This window comes from Neisseria sp. Dent CA1/247 (assembly GCF_022870825.1).
Taxonomy (GTDB): domain Bacteria; phylum Pseudomonadota; class Gammaproteobacteria; order Burkholderiales; family Neisseriaceae; genus Neisseria; species Neisseria zoodegmatis.
On record NZ_CP091522.1, the window covers coordinates 628,001 to 646,811 of the forward strand.

General features: G+C 46.2%; 18 protein-coding genes and 1 tRNA gene. 11 read left to right on the forward strand and 8 right to left on the reverse strand.

Annotated elements, in window-relative coordinates:
* Positions 1-23: 23 nt before the first annotated feature.
* The 4 genes from LVJ85_RS03045 to LVJ85_RS03060 all read right to left on the reverse strand — a co-directional run bounded on the left by LVJ85_RS03045 (position 24) and on the right by LVJ85_RS03060 (position 3,253).
* Positions 24-689, reverse strand: coding sequence for a hypothetical protein (locus LVJ85_RS03045; RefSeq protein WP_370686929.1), 666 nt, complete (start codon positions 687-689; stop codon positions 24-26).
* A gap of 430 nt (positions 690-1,119) precedes the next feature.
* The gene (gene erpA, locus LVJ85_RS03050; RefSeq protein ID WP_244741368.1) at positions 1,120-1,458 is read right to left on the reverse strand and encodes an iron-sulfur cluster insertion protein ErpA; all 339 of its coding nucleotides are present in this window, start codon (positions 1,456-1,458) and stop codon (positions 1,120-1,122) included.
* Positions 1,459-1,604: 146 nt separating this feature from the next.
* Positions 1,605-2,618, reverse strand: a complete 1,014-nt coding sequence (gene hemH / locus LVJ85_RS03055; RefSeq protein WP_244741370.1) for a ferrochelatase — start codon at positions 2,616-2,618, stop codon at positions 1,605-1,607.
* A 224-nt stretch (positions 2,619-2,842) separates the two neighbouring features.
* Positions 2,843-3,253, reverse strand: a complete 411-nt coding sequence (locus LVJ85_RS03060) for a YqaA family protein (protein ID WP_244741372.1) — start codon at positions 3,251-3,253, stop codon at positions 2,843-2,845.
* A 598-nt stretch (positions 3,254-3,851) separates the two neighbouring features.
* Between LVJ85_RS03060 and LVJ85_RS03065 the strand changes: the two genes are divergently transcribed.
* From LVJ85_RS03065 to LVJ85_RS03080, 4 genes are all read left to right on the forward strand, one after another.
* Positions 3,852-4,229: a hypothetical protein gene (locus LVJ85_RS03065; protein WP_085362713.1), complete on the forward strand. Its 378-nt coding sequence runs from the start codon at positions 3,852-3,854 to the stop codon at positions 4,227-4,229.
* Positions 4,222-4,668 carry a hypothetical protein gene (locus LVJ85_RS03070; protein ID WP_244741374.1) on the forward strand — a complete coding sequence of 149 codons (447 nt, stop codon included), beginning with the start codon at positions 4,222-4,224 and terminating at the stop codon, positions 4,666-4,668. The genes LVJ85_RS03065 and LVJ85_RS03070 overlap by 8 nt, the downstream gene beginning before the upstream one ends.
* 267 nt (positions 4,669-4,935) lie before the next feature.
* Positions 4,936-5,778 (forward strand): SDR family NAD(P)-dependent oxidoreductase, encoded by an 843-nt coding sequence (locus LVJ85_RS03075; protein WP_244741376.1) that lies wholly within the window; start codon positions 4,936-4,938, stop codon positions 5,776-5,778.
* On the forward strand, positions 5,775-6,392 hold the full coding sequence (locus LVJ85_RS03080) for a nucleoside triphosphate pyrophosphatase (protein WP_244741379.1): 618 nt from the start codon (positions 5,775-5,777) through the stop codon (positions 6,390-6,392). The genes LVJ85_RS03075 and LVJ85_RS03080 overlap by 4 nt, the downstream gene beginning before the upstream one ends.
* 17 nt (positions 6,393-6,409) lie before the next feature.
* Here the strand turns inward: LVJ85_RS03080 and LVJ85_RS03085 are convergent, their stop codons facing one another.
* Entirely contained in the window at positions 6,410-7,513 is a 1,104-nt protein-coding gene (locus LVJ85_RS03085; RefSeq protein ID WP_244741381.1) for an anhydro-N-acetylmuramic acid kinase, read from the reverse strand.
* A gap of 225 nt (positions 7,514-7,738) precedes the next feature.
* Here LVJ85_RS03085 and LVJ85_RS03090 point away from each other — a divergent pair, with 225 nt between their 5' ends.
* Positions 7,739-9,310: an inorganic phosphate transporter gene (locus LVJ85_RS03090; protein WP_244741383.1), complete on the forward strand. Its 1,572-nt coding sequence runs from the start codon at positions 7,739-7,741 to the stop codon at positions 9,308-9,310.
* 191 nt (positions 9,311-9,501) lie between these two features.
* On the opposite strand, the gene LVJ85_RS03095 is transcribed toward LVJ85_RS03090, so the two are convergent.
* A complete protein-coding gene (locus LVJ85_RS03095) occupies positions 9,502-9,933 on the reverse strand; it encodes a TIGR01244 family sulfur transferase (RefSeq protein WP_244741385.1) in 432 nt (143 codons plus the stop codon).
* A gap of 61 nt (positions 9,934-9,994) precedes the next feature.
* Complete coding sequence (locus LVJ85_RS03100) at positions 9,995-11,749, reverse strand: M61 family metallopeptidase (protein ID WP_244741387.1); 1,755 nt, start codon at positions 11,747-11,749, stop codon at positions 9,995-9,997.
* Between the two features lie 323 nt (positions 11,750-12,072).
* Here LVJ85_RS03100 and ccoN point away from each other — a divergent pair, with 323 nt between their 5' ends.
* The 4 genes from ccoN to ccoP are packed head-to-tail and all read left to right on the forward strand — an operon-like array spanning position 12,073 to position 15,708.
* Positions 12,073-13,509, forward strand: a complete 1,437-nt coding sequence (gene ccoN, locus LVJ85_RS03105; protein WP_244741389.1) for a cytochrome-c oxidase, cbb3-type subunit I — start codon at positions 12,073-12,075, stop codon at positions 13,507-13,509.
* Between the two features lie 26 nt (positions 13,510-13,535).
* A complete protein-coding gene (ccoO, locus tag LVJ85_RS03110; protein ID WP_054599977.1) occupies positions 13,536-14,147 on the forward strand; it encodes a cytochrome-c oxidase, cbb3-type subunit II in 612 nt (203 codons plus the stop codon).
* Positions 14,148-14,151: 4 nt separating this feature from the next.
* Positions 14,152-14,319, forward strand: a complete 168-nt coding sequence (locus LVJ85_RS03115) for a CcoQ/FixQ family Cbb3-type cytochrome c oxidase assembly chaperone (RefSeq protein WP_115133867.1) — start codon at positions 14,152-14,154, stop codon at positions 14,317-14,319.
* 30 nt (positions 14,320-14,349) lie between these two features.
* Positions 14,350-15,708: a cytochrome-c oxidase, cbb3-type subunit III gene (gene ccoP / locus LVJ85_RS03120; RefSeq protein WP_244741391.1), complete on the forward strand. Its 1,359-nt coding sequence runs from the start codon at positions 14,350-14,352 to the stop codon at positions 15,706-15,708.
* A gap of 84 nt (positions 15,709-15,792) precedes the next feature.
* Here ccoP and grxB read toward each other — a convergent pair whose 3' ends face one another.
* The gene (gene grxB / locus LVJ85_RS03125; RefSeq protein WP_244741393.1) at positions 15,793-16,440 is read right to left on the reverse strand and encodes a glutaredoxin 2; all 648 of its coding nucleotides are present in this window, start codon (positions 16,438-16,440) and stop codon (positions 15,793-15,795) included.
* 256 nt (positions 16,441-16,696) lie between these two features.
* On the opposite strand from grxB, the gene LVJ85_RS03130 reads away from it, so the two are divergent.
* Together LVJ85_RS03130 and thrS are read left to right on the forward strand one after the other, a co-directional pair.
* Positions 16,697-16,773, forward strand: a tRNA-Val gene (locus tag LVJ85_RS03130).
* Between the two features lie 87 nt (positions 16,774-16,860).
* Positions 16,861-18,765, forward strand: a complete 1,905-nt coding sequence (thrS, locus tag LVJ85_RS03135) for a threonine--tRNA ligase (protein WP_244741396.1) — start codon at positions 16,861-16,863, stop codon at positions 18,763-18,765.
* Positions 18,766-18,811 lie beyond the last annotated feature (46 nt).

The following is an 18,811-nucleotide window of genomic DNA, read 5'->3' on the forward strand; positions in this document are numbered from 1 at the left end:
GCTTTTTTGTTTGATTTCGTAATTTATTTCATAAAGCGTGCAAGAAAGTAGCCGGCGCCAATTAAAATAAGTCCGATAAGCAAAATAAATACAACTAACAATAAAGCTTTACGTCCTTTTAAAAAAGATTTCCAGCTTGGTCGGCCGAGTTCCCGTTCAAGTTTTTCTTCCAGCTCCGCTCTAATTTGTTTACGCAAGCGTTTCTCTTCTGCTTGCTGTTCAAGGTGGAGTTTTAAAGCGATTTCCTGTTGTTTTTTATGTTGGAAAGCTACTTTTTCTTCCCATTCTATTCGTTTACGCTGTATCACTGCTTCGGTTGCAGAAGAGAAGTGTAAGCGACAGGTAGGGCATTCGGTGGTATCTTCCGGATTTTCTATCATGGTTCGGCAAACCGGACATTGGTCAACGATTGTTTTTACTTCTTCATCCTGATCTTCGTCCGGCAATAATTGAAGCGAATGGCGGATAATTACATCCAACCCTAAATAGCTGAAATAATGCTGTGCATTTTCACGCTCTTCTTTGGTGCAGTTTTCTGCGATGATAGCTTGCGGGCGTTCGGCTAATGCTTGAATTAAGTCGTTGGCCTCGGCCTCGGGTAAATTATCGAGAAGGCAAGCATTGATTCTTTCTTTGTCTACGCAGGGAGGATAAGATACGTAGACATCATATAATTTTTGATTCTGCATTATTCCTCCGTAAAGTCTTGCTGTGGGGTTTCGGATTTGTTGTTCATATCGTGTAACTGCCAAATTACCAAAGATGGTTTCTTCGGTTAAAATCTTATTTGTGTATCGAAAAATAAGGGTATGCTATTAACTGATTTTTGTCAGTTCAATGTATCTAAACGGTAGAAATTTACGATAACTTACATACAAACGGGTATTTAAACTAAAAAGTTGGAAACTTTATAATTTTTGAAAAGGTGGGCATGATTATAAATTATGTCTTTATCAAGATGTAAAATTTTTATTTGTAGCCGGATTTAAAGGCGTACCGGTCTGTTTGCGAACAGTGGTTTACTCAGGTTTTCTTGTTTGATTACTTTTAAAGTCTAAAATAAGCAGGTGGTCTGTTTGTATCAGATCCACCTGCTGTTTTTTGAGCGTTTGCAGCTGCTTAGACTGAAAAAGAAGAACCGCATCCGCAGGTTGTGGTGGCGTTGGGGTTGCGGATGACGAATTGCGAGCCTTGCAAACTTTCGGTGTAGTCGATTTCTGCGCCTATCAAGTATTGATAGCTCATCGGATCCACCAAGAAAGTCAGGCCGTTTTTTTCAATTTCAAAGTCGTCGTCGTTTTTGATTTCGTCGAATGTAAAGCCGTATTGAAAACCTGAGCATCCTCCTCCGTTAACGAAGACGCGCAGTTTTAAATCGGGGTTGTTTTCTTCTGCGATCAAATCGGCTACTTTTGCACAGCAGCTTTCTGTGAAGATAATCGGGGTTTCTTCTGACATGATTCTATTCCTTTACAAATACTTGCGATGGTGTGTTTTGCTGCCCGACGGGCTGTATTGCTGATTTAAATTTAGGCTGTTTAGTATAAATTCAATAGGGGTCTTTGAAAACAGAAAGATGCTATTGAGGCCGTCTGAAAGAAAATCTAATGGTTCCAGCCTTGGATATTTTTTTGGGCTATGTTGGTTAAAGCGTTAATCCAAGCGGGGTGGGTATTTAAACAAGGTATGTATTGATATTGTATGCCGCCGGCTGCGTGGAATTGTTCCCGTCCTGCAATGGCGATTTCTTCCATGGTTTCCAAGCAATCGCTGACAAAGCCGGGGCAGAATACGTCTAGTTTGGTGATACCTTGTTTGGGGAGTTCGTCGAATAGGCTTTGTGTACTTGGACCTATCCATTTTGCTTTGCCGAATTGGCTTTGGAAGGACACGATGTAATCACTTTTGGTAAGTGACAAGGCGGCGGCTAATAATTCGGCGGTTCGATAACATTCGTGCTGATAGGGATCGCCTTGATCATGGTTTTTTTGCGGAATGCCGTGAAAACTCAGCATCAGCTTTTCTCCGCGGCCGTGATGCAACCAAAAGGCTTCTACCTGCTGTTTCATGGCATCGATATAGTATGTGTCGTCATAAAAACGGGAAACGGTACGGAGGCTGATTTGATTTCTCTGTTTAAGCAGCACTTCAAATATTTTGTCCAAGGCGGCACCCGTGCTGGAGGCGGCATATTGCGGATATAGGGGTATGGCCAACACTTGGGTTACACCTTGTGCTTTTAATTCGCTTAAAACTTCATTTGCACCGGGAGAGCCGTAGGTCATGACGTGGCGTACGATAACATTAGGCAGATTTTCGGCTAGCAATTCTGCTTGTTTTTGGGTGTAAACGGCCAAGGGCGAACCTTCAGGCAGCCATGCCTTTTGATAACCGTGGGCACTTTTTTGCGGGCGCAAGGTCAGTACCAACCCGCGCAATATCGGCTGCCACAGCAGTCCGGGAAGTTCTACCACGCGTTTGTCTGAGAGAAAGTCGCGCAAATACGGGCGGACGGCTTCGGCGGTTGGTGCTTCGGGTGTTCCTAAGTTGAGTAGCAGTACAGCGGTTTTTTGTTGTTGGGAATAAGGTTTTGGGGGTTCGGGAAGGAAGCGTGGCATGTAGGTATCCTGAGAGTGTATTTTCAGACGGCATCTTACGGTATTTTCCCGACAGAGAAAACCTGAAGATAGGTGTGGTTAGATTAAGATTGATTTTGTCTAACAGTAAGATAAATTGGCCATTTCTATCGACGGAATAAGTTTATGGGTTTGTGTTGGATAGAGAGGGTTGAAGGAGTGGCCTTTTGAAATATGCTGAGATTGGTTTTAGAGGATAGATGGATTTATATCCAAAACTTCAATCCTGCAAGCAACATGGCGTAACGTATGAATTTGCCGGCGACTAAAATCATGCTGCATTTCCAGGCATTCAGTCTTAACCAGCCGGCAGCAATCGGCAGTCCGTCTCCCAATATGGGCAGCCATGCAAAGAGTAGGCTCCAAATACCGTAGCGTTGAAGTAGATTGGATATTTTTTCAGACGGCCTTTTACGGAGCGGTATGTATCGCCCCATAAAATAAGAGACAACGCTGCCTAAACCGTTAAACAGACCGGCGATGAAGAGTGCTTCTATTTGTGCTGAAGGATGGTTGGTGACAAATAAAATAAAAGCGGCCTCTGAGGTGCCGGGTAAGATGGTGGCGGATGTGAACGAGGAAGAGGCGAGGGCAAGATAAGGCCAGAATAATTCCATTGGCGGTTGGAGAGGATGGCAAACTTGGTATTTTAGCTGAGTGTGTGGGTGTCGCGCGAGATGGCGGCTATCAAGATTTGTACCGTTAAGCTGTTTCCTTGCCCATCTGTATGGCAGGGCTTGACCAAAATGATGGATTTGTAAAAATAGCCAAAATTTCCTGTTTTTCGAATCGTAAAATCTTTGATTTAGTATATTTACGTTAAATTTAAGTAAATTTTGTTTCGATTTTAGACAGTAAAATTTTCTGTAAATCTCATTGTAAACATAATGCGTGTTGCAAATTTGTTGCAAGAATGGAAAGCGCCATTTTTAGTGTAAAAAGTGTTTTCCGTGTTTCGATTTGAAACTATAAATTTTATAAGACAGTTAATTATGAATATAATATATTGTTTTATATAAAATAATTTATAATTTTAGATTTTTTGCCGGCTATGCGGGGCCGTCTGAAAAATATTGCTCGAATATAGGTAAAGTGAATTTCGGTCTGTTAATTTAACCGTTCATCATAAATATAGTCACGCATGTGATTTATTTGGCATAATTACATTTGTTAAATTATGTATTGATTTGGATAAGTTCAATTATGAAACGGCCGATGTTTGTAACGGTTTTTGCCTATTTTTTGATTATTATGTCGCTATTGTCAGTTTTGGTTATGACGGTAAGCCGCAGTCATCCCGATGTACAGGAAGTGATTCGCCATATGCCTTTGTTGGTTGGGATCAATGTTGCCGACGGTTGGGGGGCTGTTATTAATATCGTGGTAGGCGTGGCCATGCTTCAGGCTCTGAATTGGGGGCGGTGGTTATATGTATTGTGCGGTGTGGCAGGAATAGTGTTTAATTTGACGGTGTCTCCCGAGCAGCCGATGTTGCTCTACGGCTCGGTATTGTTTATCTGTATCGTTTATTTTTTATTCCGCTCCCGAACACATTTTTATTTTCAAACTTCCGGTGGGATAGGTAATGCGTAGTTTTTTAAGTGTGATATTTTACTCTGGTGCATTATTTTGTTTTTATATGTTTGGTTTGACGTCGTTTATTTCAACGCAGACGGTGGTAGATAAATGGTCGGCATTGCTGGCGTTTTCTGTGGTCGGAGCGGTGCTGTTTGGAATAGGCTTGGCGTTGGCGCGTTTTAAAAACTGGCGTTTCCGTGTAGGTATGTTGTTGCTGGTTGCCTGCTTGGTTGTGTGTGGTGTGATTTTTGCTATTCTCATCGCGCCGAACATCTCCCTGATTGCGGGAGCGGGTAACGTGGTGTCGTTGAAAGATTTCGGTGATTACCAAACCGGCGGTATTGTGTTGACTATATATTTAATTGTTTCGGCCGGATTGATGTTGTGGCATGCCCGGGTGACTCATTTAAAAGAGAAAATTGCCGTCCTTAAACAAAGGGTGCAACGTTTGTAATTTTGTAGTATCGGTTTTGATGAGGCCGTCTGAAAAGAGATTTTCAGACGGCCTCATTGTATGCGGATGAAGGTTTTGTATAGATACGGTTGAGGATAGAAGCAAGAATAATGCAAGATTAAACCGTGTGAAAATGTGGCATGATTGTGTACCGATACATTGGTTTGGATATGCACGCAATGAGGAGGCCGCCTTTTTATTTTGAAACATTGCGATATACTGGCGCGTGTTTGGAATGTTGCAACTTAGACTGATAAGAGAAGATTGATGAAAACGATTTTGATAACGGGGTGTTCCAGCGGCATCGGCTACGATACGGCCAAACAACTGCATCGAGCCGGCTGGAGGGTGTTTGCGTCTTGCCGAAGCCTTCATGATGTGGAGCGGTTGCGCGCCGAAGGGCTGGCGGATGCGCTTCAACTTGATGTGGCCGATAGTGCAAGCATCCGTTCGGCTTTCGATACGGTGATGCGGCAAACGGGCGGTGCTTTGGATGCGCTGTTTTGCAATGCCGGTTACGGGCAGGTGGGAGCGGTGGAGGACGTGCCGCGTGAAGCGTTGCGGGAACAGTTTGAAACCAATATATTTGGCGCTTGGGAGTGCATTACGCTGGCGATGAAGGTATTCCGCCGTCAGGGGCATGGGCGGATTTTGGTGAACAGCAGTATTTTGGGCTTTGCCGCCATGCCGTGGCGCGGAGCTTATAACAGTACGAAATTCGCCTTGGAAGGTATGTGCGATACCTTGCGCCATGAAACGCACGGCAGCGGTATTTTTATCAGCTTGGTTGAGCCGGGGCCGATTGCCACTAAGTTCCGCCAAAATGCTTTGAAGAAACTGCATGAACACATTGATATTGCCGCTAGCGTGCATGCTGAAAACTACCGCTATCAGTTAAACCGCCTTGAAAAAGAAGGTAATGCCGCGCCTTTTACGATGTCGTCGGCGGACTGCGCAGCGATTTGCGTGAAGGCGTTGACTGCCACTAATCCCAAAGCACGCTATTTGGTGACTTTCCCTACGGTGTTGTTTTGGTATTTGAAACGTTTGTTGCCGACAAGATTGCTGGACCGCTTGCAACGCGGGGCGGTAGAAGGGCAGGGGAAATGAACACGCTTTATTTGGCTTCGGGAAGCCCGCGCCGCCGCGAAATTTTGGAGAACTTAGGCTACCGCATTGCCCGTTTGCCTGCTGAAATTGACGAAACGCCGTATTTGCATGAGTCGGCGGCGGCTTATGTGGCGCGTATGGCTTTTGAAAAAAACGCTGCGGCCGTTGCTCATTGGCAGGGGCAATATCCGTTTGCGCCCGAATATCCGCTTTTGAGTGCGGATACGACGGTGGCCTTGCACAATCATATTTTGGGCAAACCCGAATCGGCTGAGGATGCTTTTGCGATGTTGAAGAGTTTGTCCGGCACGACGCATCAAGTGCTGACGGCGGTGTGCGTTTATTGGCAAGGCAAAACCCATGCGCTGATGCAGCAGAGCGATGTGGTGTTTAAGCCTTTGGAAGACGAAGAAATCCGCGCTTACATTGCCAGCGGGGAACCGATGGACAAAGCAGGTGCCTATGGTATTCAGGGGCTGGGCGGAATGTTTGTACAAAATCTTTCCGGCAGCTTTACCGGCGTGATGGGATTGCCTGTGTTTGAAACGGTGGAATTGCTGAAAACATTGGGTTTGGCCGTGCCGCCTTTTCAGACGGCCTCAAGCTTGGATTGAAAAGCCTGCGTGTTGTGTTAAGGATAATAACCGGCACCCAAAATACAGGGCTTGCCCGCTCCCGTGGCGTGGTAAGGGTTGCTGGGAACGCGGTTGACCCAGCAGGCGGCGAGCCAGCCGAATGCGGCGGCTTCCATCCATTGAGGGTGTAAATTCAAGGCATGGCTGCTGTGAAGATTGATTGGGGTGTTGGAGAAGCGCTGCTCAAGGCTGGTCATTAAGGCTGAGTTTTGTATGCCGCCGCCGCACACAAAAATATGACTTGCTTGAGGCGCGGCATAGGAAACGGCATCGAAAATGCTTTGCGATGTGTATTCGAGCAGGGTTTTCAGCACATCGTGAGGGTTGAGGCCGTCTGAAAGCCGCGGCAGCAGCCATGGCAGGGAAAACAGTTCGCGCCCTGTACTTTTGGGATAAGGTTGCGAAAAGTAGGGATGGTCGAGTAACTCTTCCAAAAGCGACGACAGCACTTGGCCTTGAGAAGCTTTGCTGCCGTTTTCATCATAAGGCTGCTGCCATATATGCTGAACCCAAGCGTCCATCAGCATATTGCCGGGGCCGGTGTCGAATCCGAAGGCGGGTTGGTGCGGCGGGAGCACGCTGATGTTGGCAATGCCGCCTATGTTCAACACAACGCGGGTTTCGGTATCGCTTTGAAATAAGGCCTGATGAAAGGCGGGAACCAACGGAGCGCCTTGCCCGCCGGCGGCGATGTCGCGGCTGCGGAAGTCGCCGATGGTCATGATGTCGGTCAGTTCGGCCAGAAGGGGCAGGTTGGCCAGTTGGATGCTGTATCCCGATTCGGGAGCGTGGCGCACGGTTTGGCCGTGGCAGCCGATCGCGGTAATCTGTTTAGGGTTCAGACGGCATGAGTCCAGCAGTTTGTGCACGGTTTCGGCATACAGCCTGCTTAATTCTTGTGCCAGCATCATGCTGGTGTGTAATTCGTTGTGGCCAGTGTTTTGAAGTGCCAGCAAATCTTTTTTCAGACGGCCTGAGTAGGGCGTAAAAGCATGTGCTTCGGCTGCCAGCCAGCGGGTGCCGTCCATGCGTATCAATACGGCATCGGCGCCATCCATGCTGGTGCCGGACATTAAACCGATATAAAGTTGGGAATCCATGATGAGGCCGTCTGAAAAAATCTTATTGTAGCGTTATTTTGTTAAATAGATAATGAGGCCGATAGAAATTCCAATAAAGTATTTGCATGACGGCATGCGGCAATATCTTTATAATAGTAGTGTAAAAAATGTTGCGGGCGTGTCCGTGTGGTACGCAGGCGAAAGTTATTTACAGCGGTTATTATCCCGTTCATTTTTAATGTAAACAACGAGGTTCACCATTTCATGAACTCACCATCTATACAGAAAATCAACCTTGCATTTGCCGCCTTGCTGTTGGGCATGGTCGGCTATTTTATTTTCTGGGGTTTGGGCTATACCAACCAAAACCATACCATGCTGTTTCTGTTGGCCACTTTTTTTGGTGTGTTTATGGCGTTCAACATCGGCGGTAACGATGTGGCGAACTCGTTCGGCACCAGCGTGGGCGCGGGTACGTTGACGATTCCCCAAGCGTTGATTATTGCTGCGATTTTTGAAGTGAGCGGGGCGGTGATTGCCGGCGGACAGGTAACGGATACCATCCGTAAAGGCATTATCGATCTGAATCAGATGAATTTGGAGCCGATGCAGTTCGTGTACATTATGATGTCGGCTCTGTTGGCTGCCGCTTTGTGGCTGCTGTTTGCTACGAAAAAAGGCCTGCCGGTATCAACAACCCACGCCATCATCGGCGGTATTGTCGGCAGCGCATTGTGTTTGGGCGTGGTCAGCAGCGGCGGAACAAGCTCGTTTGCGCTGGTTCAATGGGACAATATCGCCGAAATTGCGATTTCGTGGGTACTTTCACCGGTGCTTGGCGGCTTGGTTTCATACGTTTTATTTTCCCAAATTAAAAAACACGTTTTGGATTACAACACCGAAGCCGAAGAAAATCTGAAATCCATCAAGCAAGAGAAAAAAGCTTATAAAACTCAACACCGTTTGTATTTCGAAGGCTTGGACGAAGCTGCAAAAATCGAATGTGCCACCGCTATGGCGCGTGATGCGCAGATTTACGGCGAGTCTGATTTGGATCCGAACGAGCTTGAGTCTTCATACTACAAAGGCCTGTATGAAATCGATAACCGCAAAAACAGCATCGATGCCTACAAAGCCCTGCATTCATGGGTGCCGATTATTGCCTCGTTAGGCGGGATGATGATTGCGGCCATGCTTATTTTCAAAGGCTTGAAAAATCTGGAATTAGGCATGAGCAATGTGGGTAGTTTCCTGACCATCTTCATGATTGGTGCGGCGATTTGGATGGCAACCTTTATCTATGCCAAAACGCTCAAGCGCAAAGACTTGGCGAAATCTACTTTCTTGATGTTCAGCTGGATGCAGGTATTTACTGCTGCCGGTTTTGCCTTCAGCCATGGTGCCAACGATATTGCCAACGCCATCGGCCCGTTTGCCGCCATTATGGATGTATTGCGTACCGGTGATGTCGGTGCACAAGCTCCCGTTCCGCCCGTGGCCATGCTGACTTTCGGTATCGCTTTGATCGTCGGCCTGTGGTTTATCGGTAAAGAAGTAATTCAAACCGTAGGTACCAGCTTGGCGGAAATGCATCCTTCTTCCGGTTTTGCTGCTGAATTGGCAGCGGCATCGGTGGTGATGTTGGCTTCTCTGATGGGCTTGCCGGTGTCGAGTACGCATATTTTGGTTGGTGCCGTTTTGGGTATCGGTTTGGTTAACCGCAACGCCAACTGGGCATTGATGAAACCCATCGGTTTGGCTTGGGTAATTACTTTGCCGGCAGCGGCCGTATTGTCTGTGGTGTGTTTCTTGGTTTTACGCACCGTATTCGGATAATGTTCAGACGGCCTGAAGGGAGAAATACCTTGAGGCCGTCTGAAAAATATTGCATCAAATTTGGATAAAAGTTTTCTCAATAATCGTGTTGAAGAGATTGTTGGGGATAAAGATAAGGCAGATATCTGAACAGTAGCTAACTAAAAACGCGGAACCTGATTGAAGGTTCCGCGTTTTTTATCATCTTCAATTTAACCGACGGCGTTTTCCTGCAAATGCGCTTCAAAAGCCGTTAAATCAATACCGGCCTCTTTGGCTGCTGAAATGGCTTCGGCAACCGGCAGGCCGTTTGCCACTTGATGATAAGCCCACAGCAGGCAGCTGCGTGTGCCGGTGCGGCAGAAGGCCAATACAGGTTGCTCGGCATCGGCGATCAATGCTTGAAAGCGGTCTGCATCTTGGCGGGTGATAGCAGGGGCGACAACAGGCTGGTGAACAATGTGTTTGATACCTGCTTCGTCACACCATTGTTTGATTTGTTCAAAGCCGGGTTGGCTTTCTTCTTCTCCGTCGGGGCGGTTGCACACGATGCTTTTGATGCCGAGTGCCGCAGCTTCCTGTATGTTTGCTTGAGTCAACTGAGGGGAAACATACAGTTGGTTTGCAAGTTGTTTGATCGCCATGATGAATCCTTTCTATATAGAAATCTTGAGCTTTGGTTGGAGGCCGTCTGAAAACAGAGATTTAATGTTTCAGCCAGCGGTCGAGCAAAACAGGGTCGGCAGTGTGTAGAAACGCGGTATCCGCTTCGATGGCCTGTACGGTTAAAAGCGTTTCGCGCAACACGCCTTGTCGGAAGTAATGCACGCGGACTTGTTCGCCGGCTTGGAATTGCGGCCATTGTTTTTCAAAGGCGGTGCAGGCAAAGCCGTTGAGCGCGATGATTTTGTCTTGCGGGCACAATCCCGCTTGCTCCGCGCTGCCGCCGTTTAAAACATGGGTAAGCGTGATGCCGTCTGAAGTTTGTTTGAAGCGGGCGCCTAAGTCGGTGGCGGGTAAGCTGTCTGCTTGGGGTGCATCGCTCAGCAGGCCGCCGCCGTGATTGCGCGGAGCAGCGCGCCAGTTTAATGATACGCCACCGTATTTTAAGCAGGCTTCCAGCGGCAGATCGCGGGTTGAGTATAAGGCCGTCTGAAAAAATGCCTGCAAATCAAGGCCGGTGATTTCTTGGCAAAGCTCTTGCCATTGTTGTTCGGCAATGCCGCGGCCGTTTTCGCGCCATTGGCGGTACAGGTGCTGCATCACGCTGTCGAGGCTTTTTTGCTCACCGCTTTTTTGGCGGATCAGTAAGTCCAGACACAAGGCAGCCAAAGCGCCTTTTTGGTAATAGCTGACGATAGCGTTGGGGCTGTTTTCGTCTTGTTTGTAAAATTTATTCCACGCCGTAAAGCTGGATTGAGCCAGTGTTTGTTTCAGACGGCCTCTGTTTTGCTGCACGCGCGTGATGTTTGCGGCCAACAGTTTCAAATAGGCTTCCGGCGTAATCACGCCGCTGCGCACCAAAAACAAATCGTCGTAGTAAGAGGTGATGCCTTCAAATGCCCACAGCTGCTCGGTGTAGTTTTCTTGATTGAGGTCGTAAGGTACGAAGGTTTCGGGTTTGATGGATTTCACGTTCCATGCGTGGAAGTATTCGTGGCTGAACAGCCCCAGCAGTTGGATATATTGTTCGTTGGGTTCAACCATATTGCAGGGCGGCAGGCTGTTTCTGTCTGCAAGCAGGGCGGTGCTGCTGATGTGTTCCAATCCGCCGTAGAGGTCGTCGCCTACATGAAGTAGAAACAGATACTCTTCAAACGGGGCAGGGTAGGGGAACATATTCAGCTGGGCGGAGCAAATTTTTTGTATATCGCCGGTTAATCTTGCGCGGTCGAAATCGCGGTAAACGCCGCTCAAAACAATGCGGTGCGGAATGCCGCCGGCTTCAAATGCCAAAGTTTCAAAGCGGCCAAGCTCTACGGGGTGGTCGATCAGTTCGGCATAAGAGGCCGTCTGAAAAACACCTTTGCGGATTTGAGGCAAAGTGGTGGCTATTTCCCAAGAGTTTGGCAAGTCTTGAAATGTGATTTGGTGCGGCAGATGCTCTAAACCCGATACGTTCAGCAATAAACACGCGCCGTCAAAAAAACCGCGCTCTTGATTAAGGAACGAACCGCGTACAGACAAATCGAATCCATATACGGTGTAGCGGATTTCCCACTTTCCACTCATGGATTCGGTTTGCCAGCAGTTTTTCGATAATTGCGTCAGGCTGCGGGGTTGCCCGTCGCAAGATGCTTCTATACTGACAATATGACGGGAGAAATCCCGAATGAGATAACTGCCCGGTACCCAGTTTGGAAGATTGATTTGTAAAGGATTGTTATCTTTTTGTTCGAAGCTCAAGAAAACCTGCCACTCGTGTGACAAGGTTTTCGGGCGGATAGTATATCGAAGCATGCGCCTGCCTTTGATTGTTAAGTTTTGTATTTTTGATTGGAAAGTATTTGACCTGAATCAAGAAAGACAATTTAGGGAATCTATAATCTAACAAAATATGATGGAAAGCAACCTGCATTTATACTGAGAAATCGGCTTTTCTACCGATTAAACTTGGTGTCGTACAGGTTTTGATTTAAAATGTGCAAGTTAAATTGCCGTGAAGTATGCTCAATAAATACCGAGCGGTGTTAAATTAAGAAAAATCGGGTGTATCTTTGGTGTGTTTAAGCAAGCCGGAGCAAACCGATAAGTGTTAACTGCCATGTTTAATGGAGACCCTTATGGAAACGCAAACTTATAACTACAAGGTGGTGCGCCAATTTGCCATCATGACTGTAGTTTGGGGCATTGTGGGTATGTTGGTCGGCGTTATCGCAGCCGCCCAATTGTTTGCTCCTGTGCTTAACCTCTCTGATGTCGGCTCGTGGTTCCACTTCGGCCGTATCCGTCCTCTGCATACCAATGCCGTGATTTTCGCTTTCGGCGGCTGCGGCTTGTTTGCTACGTCTTATTACGTTGTTCAACGTACGTGTAACGTGCGTTTGTTCGGCGGCAAATTTCTGCCTGCCTTTACGTTTTGGGGCTGGCAGCTGGTTATTGTGCTCGCAGCAATCACCTTGCCTTTGGGTTATACCCAAGGTAAAGAGTATGCAGAGTTGGAATGGCCGATTGATATCCTGATTGCATTGGTATGGGTTGCCTATGCCGTTGTGTTTTTCGGTACCATCGCCACACGTAAAATCAAGCATATTTACGTTGCCAACTGGTTCTACGGTGCGTTTATTTTGGCCGTGGCACTGCTGCACATCGTGAACAACATCAGCATTCCTTCAGGCATGATGAAATCTTATCCGGTTTATTCCGGTGCGATTGATGCCATGGTTCAATGGTGGTACGGACACAATGCGGTGGGCTTTTTCTTGACCGCTGCCTTCTTGGGTATGATGTATTACTTTGTGCCTAAGCAAGCAGGTCGTCCGGTTTATTCTTACCGTTTGTCAGTAGTTCACTTCTGGGCTTTGATTTTTACCTATATGTGGGCAGGCCCTCACCACCTGCACTACACTGCATTGCCCGACTGGACCCAGTCTTTGGGTATGGTTCTGTCGTTGATTCTTTTTGCACCTTCTTGGGGCGGTATGATCAACGGTATTATGACGCTTTCAGGTGCATGGCATAAACTGCGCACCGATCCTATCTTGAAGTTTTTGGTTGTTTCTCTGTCCTTCTACGGTATGTCTACCTTTGAAGGTCCGATGATGTCTATCAAAACCGTTAACGCCTTGAGCCACTATACCGACTGGACTGTTGGTCACGTACACTCAGGTGCCTTGGGTTGGGTAGGTTTTGTTACCATCGGTGCGATTTATTATTTGATCCCCCGTTTGTTCGGCCGCAAAGAAATGCACAGCATCAAATTGATCGAAGCGCACTTCTGGATTGCGACCATCGGTGTTGTTTTGTATATCTCCTCTATGTGGATTTCAGGCGTGATGCAAGGCTTGATGTGGGGTGCGTTGAATGATGACGGCACATTGACCTATTCTTTTGTTGAGTCTGTAAAACGCAGTATGCCTTTCTACATGATCCGCTTTGCCGGTGGCGTACTGTATCTCAGCGGCATGCTGATTATGGCATACAACGTTTACCGTACCGTTATCGGCGGCAAACCGGTTGATGCTGAAATTCCTGCCGTTTCACAAGCACAACACTACTAATAATACAAGAAAGACAGGCTACCAAAATGAAATTGCAACAATTAGTCGAAGAAAAAGTCGGAGTATTGATTGTATTCACTTTCTTGGTTATCAGCTTCGGACTTTTGATCGAAATTGTACCGTTGTTCTTTACCAAGTCGGTTACCGAGCCGATTAAGGGTGTGAAACCGTATTCTGCTTTGCAAGTGGCGGGGCGAGACATTTATGTGCGTGAAGGTTGTTACAACTGCCACTCTCAAATGATTCGTCCTTTCCGCGCGGAAACCGAGCGTTACGGACACTATTCTGTGGGTGGTGAGTCGGTTTATGACCGTCCGTTCCAATGGGGTTCCAAGCGTACAGGTCCAGACTTGGCTCGTGTAGGCGGTCGCTATTCAGATGAATGGCACCGTATCCACCTGCTCAATCCCCGTGATGTTGTGCCGGAATCTAACATGCCTGCATTCCCGTGGCTGGCTCGCAATAAAGTTAATGTGGAAGCAACTGTTAGCAATATGAAAGCACTGCGTGCAGTCGGAACACCTTACAGCGATGAAGAAATTGAAAAAGCTCCCCAAGAGTTGGAAAACAAATCAGAGCTTGATGCTGTGATTGCTTATCTGCAAGGCTTGGGCTTGGCACTGAAAAATGTAAGGTAACATCATGGACATCAACTGGGTTCGCTCGCTGTTTACCGTTTGGGTATTTATTAGTTTTGTTTTGGTTCTTTACATAGTGCTGAGCAAGCGCAATAAACGTAATTACGACGATGCTGCCAACAGCATCATGCAAGATAACGATACCCCCGATAATGATAAAAGCGGGCATTAACCCGGTTACCCCGTGACAACGGAGCAAATAATGAACACAACTTCACAATTTACCAGTAATTTCTGGAATATTTATATTGCCGTTATCGTTTTACTCAGCTTTATCGGTTTGGCTTGGCTGCTTTTATCTCAAAATAAAGTGAAAGCTCCTCCGAAAGGAGAAGATGTGAAAACCATGGGGCACTCATGGGACGGCATTGAGGAGTATAATAACCCTTTGCCGCGCTGGTGGTTTTGGCTTTATGTGGGCACATGGGTTTTTGGTGCGGTATATTTATTCCTGTACCCCGGTTTGGGTGACTATAAAGGTTACTTGAATTGGACGAGTACAAACCAGTATGAAAAAGAAGTTAAAAAAGCCGATGAACAATATGGCAAGCTGTATGCTAAATTTGCCAAAATGCCCGTCGAAGAAGTTGCAAAAGATCCTCAAGCGCGCAGTATCGGTAAAAACCTTTTTGATACTTACTGTATTCAGTGCCACGGTTCTGACGCCAAAGGTTCTAAAGGTTTCCCGAATTTGACAGACCATGATTGGTTGTGGGGCGGAGAACCTGCTCAGATTCAGGAAACCATTAAAAAAGGCCGCGTAGGTATCATGGCTGCTTGGGGTCCGACCTTGGGCGAAGAGCGGGTTAAAGATGTTGCAAACTACGTTATGTCTTTGTCAGCTAAGACCACAGATAAGTACGATGAAGCCCGCGCCGAGCGTGGTAAAGCTTTGTTCCATGGTGGGCCAGCCAACTGTTTTACTTGTCATGGTGATAAAGGACAAGGTGTGCAAGGTTTAGGTCCTAATCTGACCGATGATGTATGGTTGTGGGGTGGAACTCAAAAAGCCATTATCGAAACCATTACAAACGGTCGCCACAACCAAATGCCTGCCTGGGATAATTTCTTGGATAAAGATAAGCTTCATATTATGACTGCTTATGTTTGGGGCTTATCCAACAAAGACGGCAAAGCTGCTCCGCAGAAGAAAGCTGATACTAAGGCATCAGAAGTTTCAGCTCCAGCAGCAGCTCAAGTGGTTCCTGCTGAAGATAAAGCCGATGTAGTTTATGACACTCAAGCAGGCCAAGCCGTTGCTACATTTTATTTTGCTACCGGCAAGAGCGATGTTGCCGACAATGCGGATAAGATCTTGCCTGATTTAATCAAAGCAGGTAAAGAAGGTAAGAAGCTGGTTATCAGCGGATATACCGATAGCACTGGTAATGCTGCAGCGAATGCTGAACTTTCTAAAAAACGCGCTCAAGCCGTAGAAGCTTTTTTGACTAAACAAGGTATTGATGCAAAAAATATTGAGTTGCGTAAACCTGAAAATACGACAGCTGCCCAAGGGAGTGATGCCGCAGGCCGCCGTGTAGAAGTAAAAGTAGAAAATTAATTTCTGCATTTGGATAAAAGCCACCCTTTCCAGAAGGGTGGCTTTTTAATTTTTGATGGTACCTTTAAAGTTGATAAAACTTTTTCAAACGGCCCTATCAGTATATAAGTCGATATTGGTCAGCTGACTCATATTGTTTATATAGGCTTCTACCTTTTCGGGAAAGGCTATATTTTTGACAATCGTAAGATTCCGTAATATGGGAAATACATGGATATCTTCCATTCCGAGTTCCCCGTTCAAAGCATTGTTTGATTTAATCAGGTTGGCTAATTCATCCAAATCTGCGTGAAGCACCTGTAAATATTCATCCGTCTTTTCTAGGTTGGTTTTGAAGCTGCCGATATTTTTTTCTTTCTTATGAACGAAATAATTAATAGCACTTTGTGTGGAGAATTCCGGCAAGTCAATCAAAACATCTCGGGGTTGGATTAGTTTGGAAGAGTATGTATTAACTTTGTCGAGCCATATTTGTATTTCCGGTCTGATTTCTTCTTTCAGACGACCTTGACCGGATAATTCGTCTAAATAGCGGACAATGTTTAAACTTTCGCCCATATATGAACCATCTTCTTTTTGCAAAATAGGAACTTGCTTGGCACCGATCATGCTGATCGGCGTTGCTTCATCATCATTTTGTAATATTACTTGTTCGACATCTATTTTTCGTAAGCCTAAGATCATGCGTGCACGGACGCAGTAAGGGCAGTGGTCGTAAATGTAGAGTTTCATCACTTTATTCCTTTATAGATATAGATAATCGTGTGCACATTATAACTTAAGGGGTAGTTTGCGGCAGGCCTCGTAGTTATACGGCATTATAAATATGAAAGAGTAGGAGTGGAGATCTTGCCTTTACTTGCATTGGACAGCTTGTTTGTAAAGGTGAAGAAGCTATATACAACATCGCTTTTGCAAGGAGAAATCCACCCTATGCCCAAACTTGTAAAAGCATGCAAACAACAATATAATTTACACCTTTATATATAGGCACGTAGCTCAGTTGGTTAGAGCACCACCTTGACATGGTGGGGGTCGTTGGTTCGAATCCAATCGTGCCTACCAGTTTCATAACAACAAACTTGTATCGTTTGTTGTTCATTATTTTATCAGGCCGTCTGAAAAGGCTTGTTATCGGTTTTGGAGCACTTGATGATCAATATTACTTTGCCTGACGGTTCAGTCCGCCAGTTTGAACAACCCGTAAGCGTGGCTGATGTGGCTGCATCAATAGGCGCGGGTTTGGCAAAAGCCACGGTAGCAGGCAAAGTAAATGGCGTGTTAGTAGATGCGTCAGACAAAATCAATGCAGATGCGCAGTTGCAGATTATCACGCCAAAAGACGAAGAGGGTGTGGAAATTATCCGCCACTCCTGTGCACATTTGGTTGGGCATGCAGTTAAACAGCTTTATCCCGATGCTAAAATGGTTATCGGGCCGGTAATTGAAGACGGCTTTTATTACGATATTGCTACCGATAAACCGTTCACGCCGGAAGATGTCGCCAAAATAGAAGCACGCATGAAAGAGTTGATTGCTCAAGATTATGACGTGATTAAAGTGATGACACCTCGCGCAGAAACGATTAGAACATTCGAAGAGCGCGGAGAAGAATACAAATTACGTTTGATTGACGATATGCCCGAAGTAGATGCGATGGGCTTGTATCATCATCAAGAATATGTAGATATGTGCCGTGGCCCTCACGTGCCGAATACCCGTTTTCTGAAAAATTTCAAATTGACCAAGTTGGCCGGAGCTTATTGGCGCGGTGACAGCAACAATGAAATGCTGCAACGTATTTACGGTACGGCTTGGGCAAGTAAAGAAGATTTAAAAGCCTATATTAACCGCATGGAAGAGGCTGAGAAGCGTGATCACCGTAAATTGGGTAAACAGCTTGATCTTTTCCATCTTCAAGATGAAGCGCCGGGAATGGTTTTTTGGCATCCACGCGGTTGGACGCTTTGGCAAATTATCGAACAGCATATGCGCAACGAGCTGGAGGCGGCTGGTTATCGAGAAGTGAAAACCCCGCAGATTATGGATAAATCCTTCTGGGAGAAATCCGGTCATTGGGATAATTACAAAGACAATATGTTTTTAACAGCATCGGAAAAACGTGAATATGCTGTAAAACCAATGAATTGTCCCGGTCATGTACAGATTTTTAACCATGGTTTGCGCTCTTATCGCGATTTGCCTATGCGGTTGGCTGAATTTGGTTCTTGTCACCGCAATGAACCTTCCGGCGCTTTGCATGGTCTGATGCGGGTGCGCGGCTTTGTTCAAGATGACGCACACATTTTCTGTACAGAAGAGCAAATTACACAAGAAGCCAAAGCATTTAACGAATTGGTTATGAAAGTTTATAAGCAATTCGGTTTTGATAATGTGAGCGTGAAACTTTCTTTAAGACCTGAGAAACGTGCCGGCTCGGACGAAACTTGGGACAAGGCAGAACAAGGCCTGAGAGATGCTTTGACAGCCTGTAATATAGAATGGGAAGAGCTGCCAGGCGAGGGCGCATTCTACGGCCCTAAAGTTGAGTACCATATCAAAGATGCAATCGGTCGTTCATGGCAATGCGGTACTATCCAGCTGGATTTTGTACTGCCGGAGCGTTTAGGTGCGGAATATGTAACCGAAGATAACGGTCGGGCAAGACCGGTTATGCTGCATCGTGCGATTCTCGGTTCAATGGAACGGTTTATCGGCATTTTGATTGAAAACCATGCCGGATCTTTCCCGCTTTGGTTGGCTCCGGTGCAAATGGTGGTCATGAATATTACCGAGAAACAAGCCGATTACTGTCGGGAAGTCGTGGAAAAATTGCGTAAAGCGGGTTTCCGTGCAGAGTTGGATTTGCGTAATGAAAAAATCGGCTACAAAATTCGCGATAACAGCCAATACCGTTACCCCTATCAAATTGTGGTAGGCGAAAAAGAAAAAGAAGACGGCAAAGTGGCCGTGCGCCGTAAGGCTGAAGATTTAGGCAGCATGGGAGTTGAAGAGTTTATTGCACGTCTTCAAGAAGAATTGAAAGCAGATTTTTAAAGTTTGCTATGCTCTTTGATAATGTATAGTTAGAATTGAAGAGCTT